This is a genomic window from Pseudomonas sp. AL10, assembly GCF_029960685.1.
GTDB classification, from domain to species: domain Bacteria; phylum Pseudomonadota; class Gammaproteobacteria; order Pseudomonadales; family Pseudomonadaceae; genus Aquipseudomonas; species Aquipseudomonas lactis.
In genome coordinates, this window is the sequence record NZ_JASBQZ010000005.1 from 52662 (window position 1) to 67507 (window position 14846).

A 14846-nucleotide genomic window follows, 5' to 3' on the forward strand; every position below is an offset into this window, starting at 1 on the left:
ATGAGAATCGCAGAATTTGCACTTTGCTCGCAGCTCCCTAACGCGCCTCCTGTGAGCGCCCCAACGCGACTGCCCAGCCTCAACCATAACTATATCCAGTGACGGACATTTTAAAAGGGCAAGTCTTCATCACTGAGGGGCAAGTGCGCTACTGGCGGTTTTGGCGTCAAAGCTTTATGAATGCCCTCAAGCCGACCTAGCATCTCGTCGAAGGTAATCACCAAAACATCCTTGAGGCTGTTCCGGTACTGCTCGAATGCTCGCTGCTCACCAATCTTTGATGGGGTACGGCCAATGATGACAATGGCCGCCACGGCATGTGCGTGGACACGGTCATCAAGATCCTCGCTCAGACCGAGAATGTTCTTCTGCAGAACGCTTCGCTGGCTAATGACCTGGGCCACGGATCCACCGAGTTCGTAAGATGGTACGTAGGTCTTGCGGTAGGCTTTTCCGAGTAGGTCGTGCTGAGGGTGTTTGATCTCGATCAGAGCAAGGTTTCCGGTGGCCTTCGCAGCCATCAGGAAGTCGGAATACTGGCCCCCTTGACCTCTGATGTCCTTACCGCCTACATAGGGCTGTTCGGCAATCATCTTGACGGGATAACCGAACGCCATGTCGAGTACGAAAGAGTGCTCAAGCAAGAAGCGTTGCCACTTGTTCTCGGCGGCGTTGCTTTCCAGCATTTTCCGGTACACCTCAATGAGTTCGCCGAGCGTTATGAGCTCGATCTCAGACTTCAGCTGATACAGGGTTTTCGGTGCAGATTTCGCCAGCGCGGAGACGCTTTGCTGGGCAAGCATGACTGCCTGCTTTTGATCTTTGGGTGATAGACGAGGTGCCACTGACCCCAGCGCTACAAGATTTGCAAGAAGATCTGGCGGGAGCTTGCGTTCACGTGGAGGATGAAGCTCGGGGGCCGCTTTGTGCAGGAGCCCCATGTAGCAAACAAGTTTTTTGTCGGCAGCGGTTTCTCGCTGATGCCGTTGAGTTAGCCGATCAAGGCTTCGCTCCATTTTCTCAAGCTGAGCAACGCCTAAACAGAATTGATTGCCCTCGATTTTCGCATCAAAATTCCCTAGCCCACCATGCAGAAACAGTGTGTCGACCCCCTCCAGATCATTTAAAGCCTGGACGATATATCGGTACTCGTAGTGGAAGCCAAGACCGTAGCGCCAGTCTTTGGTGAGCCCTACAGGGAGAAGTCCTAGTAAATCCTCTAGCTCATCCTGATTGTTAGGATGTGGATATTCCTGGAAGACGGGGCGAGTGATCACTATCGACTGGATGGTGTCGTACTTGGGCTTACCGTACTCAGAGTGTTCCGAGCGGGCGTTGATCGGATAAATCGTCAAATACTCGGAGGTGACCATCAATAGGAGATGCCAGCCTGACCCATTGTCCGGCAGGGGTACATCGCTGTAGAAAACGAGTGTGGGGCCATAGTAGTCATTTTCGTCGTATTCGCCCGACTCCAGTGCTTCGAGTTCTTCCTCGCTCAATCCTCTCGCTTCACCATTGTCGAAACGAAGGAATGGGCCGCCATCCGCGCGCTGTTGCATGGCGTACTGTGAGGGGCGCATGGATGGCATGTGCTTTCGTCCTTGATCGAGATATGGTTTCTACTTGCCCACGCACTGGCGGGCCGAGTGCGAGTCTAGCGAGCCGCTAGTGTTTTGGAGAAGGGATTGATGAGAGCTTGTCTGGAGAGAGCGGTATAACACTGCGAAGGCTCCAAGTCGTTTATATTTTAACTGAATATGCCAGCGATAATCCTGTCGTCGAGCAAGGCGTGGTGAGGCAACTCTTCACCCTCGCTGGTTGGAGCAAGCGTCGTCGCATCGGTAGGAAAATTGCGAACGATTCTGGGCCATCGTCCGTCCTCATATACCAGGTCGCAAAAAAGCTCCCAATCGTACTGAGGGGCATCCGTGACGATCTCGACCTCATTTTTGAACAACGTCAGAAACTTGAGCAGAGACAACCTGGCTTCAGCTGTGGGTAGCGAGTAGCTCCCTCCCCACAGCTGCGGAAGGACGACTTGTACGACGAAATCGCTACAGTCTTCTTCTCGCCATGTGTCGAGCAATTCCACGTAGAATTCGCGCCCATCCTCAGCCACCAATGCGAGTGAGATCAGCTTCGCTTCTGCTGATAGCCGGGTAAACTCGCAGTCAAGAAAGAGCCTCATGTTAGAACTCCGCAATGGCTAGGGCTCGCCTGGATATGGCGCAGGAAGGTCAGCTATGGGAAATGGCCCTCGAGCATCTTGGCTCAGACGGACTCCTCCAAGCGGTCATCGAAATGTGGAGCCGCGCCGCGCCTCCGCCCAGACCATTGGTTGAGCACCTGTCCATCAATCAGGTGAGTCAGGACGTCTTGAGCATACTGAAAATTGCCCAGCAGCGGGTAGGTGCCATCGTGCCAGGTCGAACGCCTGATGCAGGCACAGTCACGCTGTACGCACGTCACGCTAGCAACTTAGTTGATGGGCTCATTACACTGCTGCCAAAGGTGAAGCTTTCGCAAGCCTTACGAGGCTCTTGTCTTGAAATCGAACTGGGGATTTGACGTCCGCGCAGGCTCCTCGAACACCAGTCAGCAACAATCTTATTAAAACTTGCCCAGCGAAATGCGTCCCTGTGAGATGCTCTATGAACTCTGATTTAACTGAAGAAGAAATGCGTCGTGCCCTTTTTGGTACGCCTCAGCCAGAGGAGCAAGTTTCTACTCCGCTAGTGCAGGAACCTGTGCCAGAGATCGTTTTAACAAAGCCAGCAGAGGCTCCAATAGCCAAGAAGAAAGCGGCGAAAGCCTTTACGCCAAGGCTCAAGGTTACGCTACGCGTTGGAAACGAATTCGAAGGGAAGATGCATGAGTTGATCCACGAGGCCGACACGTTGAGCTCGTTGCTTGCTGAGCAAGAGGCTGTGAGGGCTGCAAGGAAGAAATACAAGTACGTGGAAGTGGAATCCGTTAAATCGATGTAGCAAACGCCTCAAGTTTAGGTCGGACAAGTGCAATGTATTTTCAGATCGTCCGCCGACAAGTCACCGTAGAACCCGAGGGGTAGAAGGTTAAAACTTTCTGAAGCGACTGTTCTTTGGTATTTGAAAACCACCAAACCCGAACAGCCGTGATTTTTTAATGATCAGTGGCTGTCTAAAAAATGGCACAGGAGGGCTTCTTGGGGCGCTGCTCGGCGGTATCTCGGCCCACTTCGCCCCCACCAAGTGGTGGTTGACGCTACGCTTTTCGCCAAACCATTGCAGGAATTACCCGGATGTAAATTAGCTCGCTGACCAATTCAATCAGCGTTTGGGTGATTACTGCTACCGCAGCTAGCCCTCTGATTTCTTCGGGTAGAGCAAGTGCCAAGGGCAGAACCACCAACGAGTTCCGTGTCGAGCTACTGAACGCTACTGATCTTGCAGTGATGGCCGGCAATTTGAATGCTCGCGCAACCAGCGCACCAACCAATGGTGCCAAGAGCATGAAACCAATGTAGACAGGAATGACGGGCAGCAGCTTGTCCATGTCTCTGACCACCGCTGAAATCTGAGAGCCGATCACTACGACTAATACAGCCGCCATAGCCGGTACAGGCATCCAAGCCCAAGCATTGTTCCAACCCTCAACGACGCGTGACCTTTTTGCACCGGCAGCTGTTGCTACCGCCAATACCAAGGGCAAAGCAATCAGCACTACGAAAGCCTCAACAAATGGGCCGACAGATATAACCACTGCCGAGTCATTACCCAGCATGAAGGCCAGATACAGGGGCAGTAGAACAAGCTGTAGCAAGAGTAGTAATGGCGTTGCCGCCAGAGTCAGTTTGGAGTCGCCCTTACCGATATGGGTAAACACCACCACATAGTCGATACAAGGCGTCAGCAAGACCAACAGTGCACCCACCAGAATCGCGGGGTGATCCGTTAGGCCCATGGTCAACGCCCAAACCAACAGGGGGATGGCGACGAAGTTGGCTGTGAGCAGCGCCGTCATGAAACGCTTGTTTGCGAGCCCTTCACGGAGATCCAGGAATGGGATCTGTAGAAACATGGCGTACATCAGCACAGCGATAGCTGGTGTCACCAACGCACCTAACGCTTGAGAAGCATTAGTTGCGAGCAGACCTCCGATAGCAGCGACAATGACCGCGACGAAGTAGACGGGAATCTGGTTCTTCTCTAGCTGTTCTCTGTCCACGAAATGCCCTTAAACGCGTGAAATCAATTTTCGATTGAGCAGGGTAATATCTGTAGCCACTACAGGTTCAAGAAAATGCTTGGGGATTCGCATGTCAGGAATTGGGGCGTTGTCTAAATCAACGGGTTGCCACATTGAGACGATTCGCTACTACGAGAAAATAGGCCTTTTACCGCCGGCCCTGCGGTCGACCGGCAGGCACCGAATCTACACAGAGAAGCATCGTTCAAGACTCGTGTTCATCCGTCAGAATCGTGAGTTAGGATTTCCCCTCGACGATATACGAGAACTCATCGCGCTCGCAGCAGATGCTGATCGTCCGTGTGCTGACGCGCTGTCGGTGGTCAAGAAGCATTTGGCAGAAGTAGAGGTGAAAGTAGCCAAACTCCAGCAGATTCGAATTGAGCTGCTTTCCATGGCAGGCGCTTGTGAGACAACCTGCCTGGGCTCAAGCACCTCTGATTGCACTATTGTTGAGTCCTTGTTCGAACCCGCAGCAGGGACACGTTCCAGGTGCTGCTCGTGATCAAGGAGTTACAGTCGTTCGATATCGAACCAAGCAGTCACATCAGAAACGGCATTGGACGTTCTCAAACCACCGTCAACTAACGCGCCGCTTGACCGCAAGAGAGCTGCTCTGCGAACCCTAAAAAGGATATTGATGCCGATTGCTCAGATGCGGTAGGCTCAGGTTAGGAGATGGCATTCCTCCTTAAACCGCCTTGTGCTGATGATGCCTACGTGAACCCTGGACAGGGTGCGTAGGTGTGCCTCCCTGTCCTCCAATTTAGGACAGGCTATGATTTTACTCCGCTGTTTCCCTCCCGCTTTTCATGCATCCCTCTACCTGTCAAACCACACAGGTCTGATGAGGAGAGCTTGCTGTGTTTAAGTCATTAATCGTCATTGCCATTGGTGCCTCACTAGGAGCCTGGTTGCGCTGGCTTTTGGGCATGAAGCTGAATGCTCTGTTCCCGACGATTCCTCCAGGTACTGTGGTCGCGAACATGGTTGGGGGTTACATCATTGGCCTGGCCATCGCCTTCTTGGCCGCTTCTCCTACCCTTAGTCCAGAGTGGCGTCTCCTGATCATCACGGGTTTCTGTGGCGGCCTTACCACCTTCTCCACATTTTCAGCCGAAACGGTCGCCTTGATTCAGGATGGCAGACTGCTATGGGCGCTCGGCTCAATTTCGTTGCACGTCTTAGGTTCGTTAGCGATGACCGCTGCCGGGCTTCTTTCCTACCAAATGATTGGTACTCGCTGAGGAGTTAGAAATGAAAGGCTTTATGGTCGTTTTCTTTACTCAACAAAACCGTCGCTATCAGGGAAAGATGCTGGGCGAATGGATAGTCGACGTGGCTAAAGAAATGGGGTTACGCGGCGCCACGCTTTGCACTGGAATAGAAGGGTTTGGACACACCGGAAAGCTGCACTCATCGCACTTTTTTGAGTTGGCGGATCAACCCACGGAAATTCGCTTGGCAATCACGGAAGATGAGGCAGAGCGGTTGTTCACACGACTGGACTCCGAGGAAATATCGGTGTTTTTCACTAAGACGCCAATCGAGATGGGCACCCTTGGGAGAGCCCCGTCTGACGCAACCACTTCTACAACATCGGAGGTATGAACATGAGCTACGCGGACATCCATGCTGGTGAGGCGATCCCCGATGACTTTTTCACCGTTATCGAGATTCCTGCAAACCACTCTCCGATCAAATACGAAGTGGACAAGCCAAGTGGGCAGATCTTCGTCGACCGCTTCCTCAGCACGCCGATGTTCTACCCGGCTAACTACGGGTTCATTCCAAATACCCTCAGCGATGACGGCGATCCTTTGGACGTCCTGGTCATTTGCCCATACCCGGTATCTCCAGGCGTTGTCATCCGCAGTCGCCCAGTCGGTGTGATGTACATGACGGACGAAGCTGGTGCCGATGCCAAGGTGATCGCAGTACCCCATGACAAGCTGAGCTCTATGTACAGCAACGTGAAGGAGTGCTCTGATCTCCCTGCATTGCTGCTCGCACAGATCCAGCACTTCTTCGAAAACTACAAGGCATTGGAACCGGGTAAGTGGGTGAAGATTGGCCGCTGGGGTAGTGCAGATGAAGCGCGGGAAGAGATTCGCAAGTCAGTAGCTGCGTATACCCCCACATAGGTCTTACGCCAGATTGAATCCGTTAGCCGGGAGTAGGTACTGAGGGGCAAGTGACTTGTGATTGGCCTCTCAGTCGTTCGGAACATCAAATGTCCTGGGGAACACACACATGGAAAAATGGATGGCTTATGCCTTCATCTCAATGTTTTTTGCCGGGTTCACGTCTGTGATCGCCAAGATGGGCCTCGCAGGTATCTCAGGCGAGCTTGGTCTGACAATCCGTACCTTGTTCGTGTGTGCTTTTGTACTCGTATTCGCGGCATGGGCCGTTCCGACACAAGAAGTGGCCAACATCACGAGCCGGAATTTGTCTTGGCTTGGTCTGTCTGGAGTCACCACTGCCTTGTCGTGGATCTTTTACTACAAGGCTCTGAAGGTAGGGGATGTCGCCACGGTGGCACTGATCGATAAAGGTAGCGTGGTCGTTGCTATGTTGCTCGCCGGCCTGGTGCTTCGGGAGGTCATCACGCTGCGCATGATTGCCGGAGCAGGCCTGATCGTGGCAGGTCTGCTGGTCATTGCCAAGAAACCCTGACTAGATTCTCAGGCGTTCAACGTTTTGAACCAATAGGCACGAAAATGGCATTCACTTCTTAGAGCATCTTTGGATGCTTGCGGTTCGTCAGACAGACGAGGACATAATTTCAGTAAGGATGGTTTTTGTGGGATGGATTTTTTTGTTGCTCGCCGGTGTTTGTGAGATTTTCTATGCAGCCGCGATGCCGCGAACTGACGCGTTTACTCGATTGTGGCCAAGCATCTTTTGTGCAGTGTTCATTTGCCTAAGCATGTATCTGTTGTCACTGGCCACGCGCACTATTCCTGTCGGTACGGCCTACGCGGTGTGGGTTGGGATCGGTGCGCTAGGTACAGCAGTCTATGGGATTACCATACTGGGCGAAGATCGCAGTGCAATGCGAATCTTCTGCTTCTTTCTCATTTTGGCCGGGATTGTCGGGCTGAAATTTCTCGCCGCAGAGAAACACTAAATTGAATCAGGGGTGACCCTATGGCTTTGAAAATTCGTACGGCAGTGGCATCAGATGCAGAAGCCATCCAGCGCATTTATGCCCCGATAGTTTCGAACACGGCGATCTCATTCGAAGAGACCCCGCCAAGCGTTGGGGAGATTGCTCAGCGGATAGCGACGACACTTCAGACCTATCCCTACCTTGTGGCTGAAGACGGTGGTGAGATCAAGGGATATGCATACGCAAGCCAGCATCGTGCACGTGCAGCCTACCGATGGGCTGTTGACGTGACGGTGTACATAGCTGAATCAGCTCGCCGCCAGGGTGTTGGCCGCAAGCTCTACGAGACTCTGCTTCCAATACTTGAGAAACAGCGGTTTCGCGCCGCTTACGCTGGAATTGCGCAACCCAATGAAGGCAGCGTGAGCCTGCATGAGGCGCTAGGATTCACCCATATCGGGACATACCCGAAGGTAGGATTCAAGCTTGGAAAATGGCACGACGTCGGCTACTGGCGGCTCGGGCTCTGCCAAGCAACTCCTCCGTCGGAGCCAATTCTCTTCCCCCAGCTTGCAGTGGACTCAAAGTAGAGCACTCGGGGAGTGCTGCCTATGAGCTGAGCTACTGATGAACGTGCAGCGGTATGGACATGAGACCATTCACCTGATGGCTCAGGTCGAGAGAAAGAAACCGCAATCTCAGGATGCGTAAACTTGAGATTTTCCTGAAGGGCTCTGTCGGGTTGGGATTGTCCGGTCTCTAAGAAGCGCAGTTTTCGCGCAGATTTCTGGTTGCTCTTTTAAGTAATCAGGTGATGCATCTTTGATAAATAGGGACGAACGTCGAGCTATGACCTCGCATCGAGAAAACAACAAAGCAACAGTATTCGGTAGCGGTACTCTCATCGGGGCATTAGGTGGGCTGATTGGATTGGGGGGCGCAGAGTTCAGGCTGCCGCTGCTCATTGGCTTGTTTGGCTTTGGCGCGTTGGAGGCAATCATCCTCAATAAGGCCATGAGCCTTGTAGTGGTAGCCACAGCCCTTCCATTCCGTGCGTTCAGTGTTCCCTACGCGGCAGTCTTTGAGCGATGGGACATTATTGTCACGCTTCTCGCTGGGAGCCTTGCAGGCGCCTGGTTCGGTGCAGGATGGGCGACGAAGCTTAAAAGTAAAACTCTTTACCGTATTTTGGCAGTGCTGCTCGTAGGTATTGCTGGTGCTTTGCTGTTCGGACATGAAACAACTTCTACCGGCGTGGCCCTGTTTCATGGCGTGACACTGGCTATCGTCGGGATCGTGGTCGGTTTCGGTATCGGAGTGGTTGCTGCTCTGATGGGGGTCGCCGGCGGCGAACTGCTGATCCCGACAATTGTTCTTCTATTCGGTGCTGACATCAAGCTCGCTGGCAGTCTTTCACTTGCTGTAAGCCTACCCACAATGATTGTGGGTTTCACGCGATACAGCCGCGACCAAAGCTTTTCAATAATCCGCGCTCAACGGCCCTTCATCTTGGTCATGGCAGTGGGCTCCATTATCGGGACGTTCATTGGCGGGCAGTTGCTAGGGCTGATACCAACGGCTTACTTGCTCCCGTTGCTGGCCGGCATTTTGCTGATCTCCTCGGTGAAGGTTTGGCGCCATAACTGAAAAATGCCAGCCCCGGCAGTGCATGAGCATAGGAGTTCGACGCAATGACCAGTTTGTTGTTCCAGGTGTCGTCCATGCATGAGACTTGCTTGTCAGCACTAATTAAACCGTGACGAATTAATCTGCCAGCAAGTCCGCACATCGCGAATGAAAATGACTGGTCAAGACGAATTAAACAAGTGGTCAGCAGCGATTCAAATGGATGGTCAAGTGGGGGGATTCCGCACATTATCGTCGGGGCGGCGGTAGTTATCAGTCCAACTCAGTGAGATAGCTTTGCACTTGCTTGACTACATCTCGAGCGGTGCGGGTTACTCCGATCAATGTCGCAGAGGCTAGCCCTGTCCAATCGCCGTAACCCACCAGCCACAGACTAGGTGAAGCAACACTCCGGTTTTCATTCACGGCGACTTTGCCGTCATCGCCAACGATACCCAGGCTGTTTAGGTGGTCGAGCGCTGGAGAAAACCCCGTGCACCAGATCACGACATCCACCGCTGTTTCGTCTCCTGATGACCAGACAACGCCTGTTGAAGTGAAGTGCGTGAATGGCCGTACTGCGCTCAATACACCGCGTTCACGAGCGTCCTTCACCGATGGCACCATTACGATATCGCCCAGCCCTCCAGCGGGTTGTTCGGGCTCCACACCAACCTGTTGCGCCTTCAATCGAGCAGTAGCTCGTTCGAACAGGACACGCCCATCAACCTCATCAGGTAGAAACTTTGGAGCCTCTTGAGTCACCCAGGTTGCCTGAGCCACTTTAGAAACCTCGGCGTAAATCTGGGCTCCCGAGTTGCCACCACCCACGACAAGGACGGTTTTCCCCTCAAACTCATCCGGCCCAACGTAATGAGCGGAATGAAGCTGCTGCCCTACGAACAACTCCTGTCCGGGATAGCTCGGAGTAAATGGGCGGCTCCAGGTGCCTGTTGCACTGATAACCGCTTTGGCATCCCAGTTTCTATCCCCGGAGACAACCTGTAATGCTTCTTCGATTTTCTCGACACGGGTCACCCTGGTGGATCGGATGATGGGGAAGTCATATCGACGCTCGTACAGAGTCAGATAGTTGATAACATCATCACGGTGAGGTGTTTCTTCTGATACGGCAGGCATCGGCCAGCCTGCAATCGAGCTCCATGCCGATGGAGAGAAGAGTCGCAGCGAGTCCCAGCCATGCCGCCAGGCTCCTCCTGGTGCCGACTCCGCATCGAGCAGCACGTAGGACAAGCCTGACCGCTTCAAAAAATAGGCGACTGTCAGCGCTGATTGACCACCGCCAATGACCACAACATCAAGTTTCGAATTCTGACTCACCAGCATCCTCCAGGCTCAATCGCGGCACCTCACCGTCGTCGTATCAGACTCTGCGACCGTGCTCATCAATGACCAATTGGCCGTCCTCTTTGACGAAACTCCCACGCTGCTCTTGCGGTAACAAATCGAGCACAGCTTCTGACGGACGACACAAACGCGTCCCCAAAGGCGTCACGACGATGGGGCGATTGATCAGGATAGGGTGAGCCATCATGGCATCGATGAGCTGTTCGTTCGTCAGTGATGCATCGCCCAATCCCAGCTCTTCGTACGGAGTGCCTTTGATACGCAAAAGAGCCCGCACCCCGATACCCATATCCTCAATGAGTCTGACAAGTGTTGTGCGATCAGGCGGGTTCTTCAGATACTCGATAACCGTCGGTTCTTCCCCGCTGTTACGGATCAACTCCAAGGTGTTGCGAGAGGTGCCGCATTCGGGGTTGTGGTAAATCGTGATCTGGCTCATATCGCTTCCTCGTACTGACGTTAGATGGAGCGCTGGTTGACGCGTTTGGAAAGCTCTTCGGCGGACTCTTTACGCTCGGAGTACCGATCAACCAAATAATCCTGGCGATCCCGCAACAGCAGGGTGAACTTCATCAGCTCTTCCATCACGTCCACGAGACGGTCGTAGTACGAGGACGGCTTCATACGACCTGCCTCGTCGAACTCGGTAAATGCCTTGGCAACCGAAGATTGGTTTGGGATGGTGAACATCCGCATCCATCGGCCCAGTACGCGCAGCTGATTAACCACGTTGAAAGATTGCGAGCCACCGCAGACCTGCATCACTGCAAGGGTCTTTCCTTGCGTAGGTCGTACAGCACCTATCGCCAGCGGAACCCAGTCAATTTGGGCTTTGAATACTGCACTCATGGAGCCGTGACGCTCAGGGGAGCACCACACCTGCCCCTCAGACCATTGCATCAGCTCGCGCAGCTCAGCGACCTTGGGATGTGTATCGGCAGCGTCATCCGGAAGCGGCAGACCCGATGGGTCAAAGATCTTGGTTTCAGCGCCAAACTCATTCAGCAGGCGTGCCGCCTCCTGCGTGACTAACCGGCTGAACGAGCGCTCTCGCGTTGATCCATACAGTAGAAGAATGCGAGGTTTATGGAGCGAAGGCGTGCGAGGCGACAGTTGCTCCAGCGACGGAATGTCGATCAGGTCGGCGTTTACGTTCGGCAGTGTGTCTTGCATATAAACTCCTACGGCGGCGCCTGGTTGGGTGCCGCCTCGGTTGATCTTTAAAGCGAACCGATGCGGTTCAGTTCAGCTTTCAACTGTTCAGCGCTGATGGTCTTCAGTGGCAGCGCAAGAAATGCGCTCACGCGCTCGTGAATTTTGGCGAGTGTGGTTTCAAACGCTGCGGTGATCTCGGCTTCCGACCCGCTAGCGTCAGACGGGTCGGCCAGACCCCAATGCGCCTTCAAAGCTGGCCCAAAGAAGATTGGGCATGCCTCACCCGCAGCCCGGTCACAGACAGTGATCACGATGTCGGGAGGCGAGCCTTCAAAAGCATCCGAAGCCTTGCTGCTCAAACCCGCCGTGGAGATACCCGCCGCCTCCAGCGTTTGCAATGCCCGTTGATTCACCCGGCCACTGGGAAAGCTTCCTGAGCTGACTGCTTCTACACCCTCGGGCGCCAAGTGGTTGAAAAGCGCCTCGGACAGAATGCTGCGGCAGCTGTTGTGGGTGCACATGAACAAGACTTTCATCAGACGATTCCTTGATTCAGAAACTGAGGCGCAGTGCCAGGGCGGACAATGTGGCGACGAGGATGGGTACGGTCAGCACGATCCCGGTCTTGAAGTAGTAACCCCAACTGATCGTTATGTTTTTCCGGGCGAGCACGTGCAGCCACAACAGAGTTGCCAAGCTCCCAATTGGGGTGATCTTCGGGCCCAGGTCGCAGCCGATGATGTTGGCGTAAACCATCGCTTGCTGGACAACACCATCGACTTCGGCGGCATGAATGGATAAGGCGCCTACCAAAACGGTGGGCATGTTGTTCATGATCGAAGACAGCAACGCTGTTAGCAGCCCTGTACCAAGGGACGCGCCCCAAACGCCATAACCGGCGAACACGTTCAGGATCTGCGCGATGTGGTCGGTCAGGCCGGCGTTCTTCAGGCCATAAACAACCAGGTACATACCCAAAGAAAAAATCACCACCTGCCATGGCGCCTCTTTGAGCACCTTGCCTGTGTTGATGGCGTGACCACGAGCCGCGATGACGTAAAGAATGAATGCACAGACCGCTGCAATGGCGCTGATTGGCACCCCCAATGGCTCAATGACAAAGAAGCCGATCAGCAGTAGTGCCAGCACCCACCAACCAGCTACAAAAGTGGCCCGGTCGTGGATCGCCTCGTCCGGATTGTCCAGTTGGTTGAGGTCATAGGTCTTTGGTAGATCTTTGCGGAAAAACCACAGCAACATGGCTAATGTCGCCGCCACGCTGACGATGTTTACCGGCACCATGATCGAAGCATATTCGTTGAAGCCGATATCGAAGTAGTCGGCAGAAACGATGTTTACCAGGTTGGAAACCACCAGCGGTAAGCTCGCCGTATCGGCGATAAAACCGGCTGCCATGACGAATGCCAAAGTAGCCGCAGGAGAAAAACGCAACGCCAACAACATCGCGATCACAATGGGTGTGAGGATCAATGCTGCTCCGTCATTGGCGAACAGGGCCGACACCGCTGCACCCAGCAGGACGATAAATGCGAACAGCTTGCGGGTGCTCCCGCCTCCCCATCGGGCCACATGCAGCGCAGCCCACTTGAAAAAACCTGCCTCATCAAGCAGCAGACTAATGATGATGACCGCGATGAAAGTCCCAGTGGCATTCCAGACAATGCGCCAAACCTCTGGTATATCGGCAAGGGTAACGACACCTGCCAGCAACGCCACGATGGCACCGAACATCGCACTCCAGCCAACCCCAAGCCCCTTGGGCTGCCAGATGACAAGGACGATGGTGGCGATAAAGATCAATACGGCAATCAGCATTTCATTAATCCGGTTGGGCGTGAATCAGCTACACACGGCTTGGTTGATCGGACGGTCGTTCATGCCGCAGAGGCGCTTAGCCTCGGTTTCCAGCCATTGCTGATTGGCGTCTACCACTTCCTTCAAAACTGCAGTCACCCACGCGGGCAAATCAGGATTCAGTCGGTAGTACACCCATTGGCCTTGGCGACGATCCAACAACAAACCGGCAGAGCGCAGCAGCGCCAAATGACGAGAAATCTTCGGCTGACTCAGGTCGAGTGCTGCCGTTAGCTCGCAGACACACAGCTCACCTTCACTCACGACAAGCAGCGAAATTTTTGCTCGGGTGTCATCCGCCAGGCACTTGAATAAGGTGGTGGGGTTCAAGGGTTCTGTCATAGATCCTCCAAGTGTTTGGTCTTGACCAAAACGAAGAGCTTGATGCGCTCGTGGATGTCGTGGAGCGTGTGGCGAAATGCGCCAAGATCATCGCTAGTTACTGGGTCAGGAAAATCCCAGGCAATGACTTCACCTGCATTGGGCATTGGTAGGCACTCGCTTGCGGATTTATCACAAAGAGTGATTACGTAATCGAATCGATCAGCTTGCAACTCGCTGATGGACTTGCTGCGCAGGCCCGTTGCATCGACTCCAACCGCCTCCAATGCTTGAGTCGTGCGCAGATCAACCTCAGACGGTTCAGATCCTGCGCTGAAGGCCTCGAAGCGCGGGTCGGTGTGCCGCAGCAAAGCCTCTGCAAGCAGGGAGCGGGCTGAGTTGGCAACGCACACGAAAGCACTTTGATAGCAGGGCTCATGGTGGAACTCGATGCATACGGAAAATCGAATATACGCTTTGGCGAATATTCGGTAAAGCGAATATGATGTCTGCTGTTTCGAGATGTGCCCTAACGTTCCATGCGTGTCGGCATAACGGAGATGAGAGGATGGAGGGGGATATGATGATCAAAGCAACGGCAATAGCCGGAGGGCAGTCGCAGCGCTTTCGCGATGCGCTGAAATTTGCTGACCTTCCAGCAGACGATATTGATCTTCCAGGCCGAACCTTTTTTGAGTTCACACTGGACAGCGAGACGGTCGCATGGGGAGGATTCGAAACGCATGGTACGGACGGGTTGCTGCGTTCCCTGGTCGTAGTCTCGACACACAGATCGAAGGGGGTCGGTGTCACGGTGCTTCGGGTCATTGAAGCGAAAGCCGCCGAGCAGGGAATCGCTCGACTTCATTTGCTGACAACAACTGCGTCAGGCTTTTTTGAGCAGCAGGGCTATGCAGCAAATCAACGAGGCTCTGCGCCGCCTCTGATTTCTCAGACGGAGCAGTTCAGGGGGCTTTGCCCTGGCTCGGCGTGCTACATGTACAAGGTCTTAACTTCGAAAGGTGCGATGACTGTTGCGCCTGAGGTTTTACGAGACTGAAGGAGTGACTTATTCATCGTTTGAAATGCACCTCCAGCGCAAGCGGAGCGCGCAGGCCCTCGGATGGGCCGAAGGCTTGAGGATGGAAGCCCGCAG

20 protein-coding genes and 1 riboswitch are annotated in these 14846 nt (G+C 53.8%); of the genes, 10 read left to right on the plus strand and 10 right to left on the minus strand.

The features are described 5' to 3' along the window. Nucleotides 1–110: 110 nt before the first annotated feature. On the minus strand, nucleotides 111–1592 hold the full coding sequence (locus tag QK296_RS07740) for a Shedu immune nuclease family protein (RefSeq protein ID WP_282390762.1): 1482 nt from the start codon (nucleotides 1590–1592) through the stop codon (nucleotides 111–113). A gap of 158 nt (nucleotides 1593–1750) precedes the next feature. After that, nucleotides 1751–2191, minus strand: coding sequence for a 3'-5' exoribonuclease (locus QK296_RS07745; RefSeq protein WP_282390763.1), 441 nt, complete (start codon nucleotides 2189–2191; stop codon nucleotides 1751–1753). A 14-nt stretch (nucleotides 2192–2205) separates the two neighbouring features. Here QK296_RS07745 and QK296_RS07750 point away from each other — a divergent pair, with 14 nt between their 5' ends. Together QK296_RS07750 and QK296_RS07755 are read left to right on the plus strand one after the other, a co-directional pair. Next, entirely contained in the window at nucleotides 2206–2571 is a 366-nt protein-coding gene (locus QK296_RS07750) for a hypothetical protein (protein WP_330205900.1), read from the plus strand. 83 nt (nucleotides 2572–2654) lie between these two features. Next, nucleotides 2655–2990, plus strand: a complete 336-nt coding sequence (locus tag QK296_RS07755) for a hypothetical protein (protein WP_282390765.1) — start codon at nucleotides 2655–2657, stop codon at nucleotides 2988–2990. A gap of 256 nt (nucleotides 2991–3246) precedes the next feature. Here QK296_RS07755 and QK296_RS07760 read toward each other — a convergent pair whose 3' ends face one another. Continuing rightward, nucleotides 3247–4209 (minus strand): arsenic resistance protein, encoded by a 963-nt coding sequence (locus QK296_RS07760; protein WP_282390766.1) that lies wholly within the window; start codon nucleotides 4207–4209, stop codon nucleotides 3247–3249. A 686-nt stretch (nucleotides 4210–4895) separates the two neighbouring features. Continuing rightward, nucleotides 4896–4956: riboswitch (Fluoride riboswitch) on the plus strand. A gap of 137 nt (nucleotides 4957–5093) precedes the next feature. On the opposite strand from QK296_RS07760, the gene crcB reads away from it, so the two are divergent. From crcB to QK296_RS07800, 7 genes are all read left to right on the plus strand, one after another. Beyond that, on the plus strand, nucleotides 5094–5477 hold the full coding sequence (gene crcB, locus QK296_RS07770; protein WP_282390768.1) for a fluoride efflux transporter CrcB: 384 nt from the start codon (nucleotides 5094–5096) through the stop codon (nucleotides 5475–5477). Between the two features lie 10 nt (nucleotides 5478–5487). After that, entirely contained in the window at nucleotides 5488–5841 is a 354-nt protein-coding gene (locus QK296_RS07775; protein WP_188251455.1) for a DUF190 domain-containing protein, read from the plus strand. A gap of 2 nt (nucleotides 5842–5843) precedes the next feature. After that, nucleotides 5844–6374, plus strand: a complete 531-nt coding sequence (ppa, locus tag QK296_RS07780; RefSeq protein WP_282390769.1) for an inorganic diphosphatase — start codon at nucleotides 5844–5846, stop codon at nucleotides 6372–6374. 109 nt (nucleotides 6375–6483) lie between these two features. Next, entirely contained in the window at nucleotides 6484–6909 is a 426-nt protein-coding gene (locus tag QK296_RS07785; protein WP_282390770.1) for an EamA family transporter, read from the plus strand. A 127-nt stretch (nucleotides 6910–7036) separates the two neighbouring features. Then, a complete protein-coding gene (locus tag QK296_RS07790; protein WP_348775206.1) occupies nucleotides 7037–7363 on the plus strand; it encodes a multidrug efflux SMR transporter in 327 nt (108 codons plus the stop codon). A gap of 20 nt (nucleotides 7364–7383) precedes the next feature. Next, on the plus strand, nucleotides 7384–7935 hold the full coding sequence (locus tag QK296_RS07795; protein WP_282390771.1) for an arsinothricin resistance N-acetyltransferase ArsN1 family B: 552 nt from the start codon (nucleotides 7384–7386) through the stop codon (nucleotides 7933–7935). Nucleotides 7936–8194: 259 nt separating this feature from the next. Next, complete coding sequence (locus tag QK296_RS07800; protein WP_122727957.1) at nucleotides 8195–8992, plus strand: sulfite exporter TauE/SafE family protein; 798 nt, start codon at nucleotides 8195–8197, stop codon at nucleotides 8990–8992. A 252-nt stretch (nucleotides 8993–9244) separates the two neighbouring features. Here the strand turns inward: QK296_RS07800 and QK296_RS07805 are convergent, their stop codons facing one another. The 7 genes from QK296_RS07805 to QK296_RS07835 are packed head-to-tail and all read right to left on the minus strand — an operon-like array spanning nucleotide 9245 to nucleotide 14103. Further along, nucleotides 9245–10318, minus strand: a complete 1074-nt coding sequence (locus tag QK296_RS07805; RefSeq protein ID WP_282390772.1) for an ArsO family NAD(P)H-dependent flavin-containing monooxygenase — start codon at nucleotides 10316–10318, stop codon at nucleotides 9245–9247. A 37-nt stretch (nucleotides 10319–10355) separates the two neighbouring features. Next, nucleotides 10356–10778 (minus strand): arsenate reductase (glutaredoxin), encoded by a 423-nt coding sequence (arsC, locus tag QK296_RS07810; protein ID WP_282390773.1) that lies wholly within the window; start codon nucleotides 10776–10778, stop codon nucleotides 10356–10358. Nucleotides 10779–10798: 20 nt separating this feature from the next. Next, nucleotides 10799–11512: an arsenical resistance protein ArsH gene (gene arsH / locus QK296_RS07815; protein ID WP_188251458.1), complete on the minus strand. Its 714-nt coding sequence runs from the start codon at nucleotides 11510–11512 to the stop codon at nucleotides 10799–10801. A gap of 47 nt (nucleotides 11513–11559) precedes the next feature. Further along, nucleotides 11560–12030 (minus strand): arsenate reductase ArsC, encoded by a 471-nt coding sequence (locus QK296_RS07820; RefSeq protein WP_003395039.1) that lies wholly within the window; start codon nucleotides 12028–12030, stop codon nucleotides 11560–11562. Nucleotides 12031–12046: 16 nt separating this feature from the next. Beyond that, entirely contained in the window at nucleotides 12047–13330 is a 1284-nt protein-coding gene (locus QK296_RS07825) for an arsenic transporter (protein ID WP_032894883.1), read from the minus strand. A 24-nt stretch (nucleotides 13331–13354) separates the two neighbouring features. Next, nucleotides 13355–13711, minus strand: a complete 357-nt coding sequence (locus QK296_RS07830) for a metalloregulator ArsR/SmtB family transcription factor (protein WP_032894886.1) — start codon at nucleotides 13709–13711, stop codon at nucleotides 13355–13357. After that, entirely contained in the window at nucleotides 13708–14103 is a 396-nt protein-coding gene (locus QK296_RS07835) for an arsenate reductase ArsC (protein ID WP_282390774.1), read from the minus strand. The genes QK296_RS07830 and QK296_RS07835 overlap by 4 nt, the downstream gene beginning before the upstream one ends. Nucleotides 14104–14258: 155 nt before the next feature. On the opposite strand from QK296_RS07835, the gene arsN2 reads away from it, so the two are divergent. Further along, complete coding sequence (gene arsN2, locus QK296_RS07840; RefSeq protein WP_348775207.1) at nucleotides 14259–14750, plus strand: arsenic resistance N-acetyltransferase ArsN2; 492 nt, start codon at nucleotides 14259–14261, stop codon at nucleotides 14748–14750. Nucleotides 14751–14846 lie beyond the last annotated feature (96 nt).

Coding starts and splice junctions, on each gene's coding strand:
- QK296_RS07740 (WP_282390762.1), bottom strand. CDS start 1,592: ATGCCATCCATGCGCCCCTCACAGTACGCCATGCAACAGCGCGCGGAT.
- QK296_RS07745 (WP_282390763.1), bottom strand. CDS start 2,191: ATGAGGCTCTTTCTTGACTGCGAGTTTACCCGGCTATCAGCAGAAGCG.
- QK296_RS07750 (WP_330205900.1), top strand. CDS start 2,206: ATGGCTAGGGCTCGCCTGGATATGGCGCAGGAAGGTCAGCTATGGGAA.
- QK296_RS07755 (WP_282390765.1), top strand. CDS start 2,655: ATGAACTCTGATTTAACTGAAGAAGAAATGCGTCGTGCCCTTTTTGGT.
- QK296_RS07775 (WP_188251455.1), top strand. CDS start 5,488: ATGAAAGGCTTTATGGTCGTTTTCTTTACTCAACAAAACCGTCGCTAT.
- ppa (WP_282390769.1), top strand. CDS start 5,844: ATGAGCTACGCGGACATCCATGCTGGTGAGGCGATCCCCGATGACTTT.
- QK296_RS07785 (WP_282390770.1), top strand. CDS start 6,484: ATGGAAAAATGGATGGCTTATGCCTTCATCTCAATGTTTTTTGCCGGG.
- QK296_RS07795 (WP_282390771.1), top strand. CDS start 7,384: ATGGCTTTGAAAATTCGTACGGCAGTGGCATCAGATGCAGAAGCCATC.
- QK296_RS07800 (WP_122727957.1), top strand. CDS start 8,195: ATGACCTCGCATCGAGAAAACAACAAAGCAACAGTATTCGGTAGCGGT.
- QK296_RS07805 (WP_282390772.1), bottom strand. CDS start 10,318: ATGCTGGTGAGTCAGAATTCGAAACTTGATGTTGTGGTCATTGGCGGT.
- arsC (WP_282390773.1), bottom strand. CDS start 10,778: ATGAGCCAGATCACGATTTACCACAACCCCGAATGCGGCACCTCTCGC.
- arsH (WP_188251458.1), bottom strand. CDS start 11,512: ATGCAAGACACACTGCCGAACGTAAACGCCGACCTGATCGACATTCCG.
- QK296_RS07820 (WP_003395039.1), bottom strand. CDS start 12,030: ATGAAAGTCTTGTTCATGTGCACCCACAACAGCTGCCGCAGCATTCTG.
- QK296_RS07825 (WP_032894883.1), bottom strand. CDS start 13,330: ATGCTGATTGCCGTATTGATCTTTATCGCCACCATCGTCCTTGTCATC.
- QK296_RS07830 (WP_032894886.1), bottom strand. CDS start 13,711: ATGACAGAACCCTTGAACCCCACCACCTTATTCAAGTGCCTGGCGGAT.
- arsN2 (WP_348775207.1), top strand. CDS start 14,259: ATGGAGGGGGATATGATGATCAAAGCAACGGCAATAGCCGGAGGGCAG.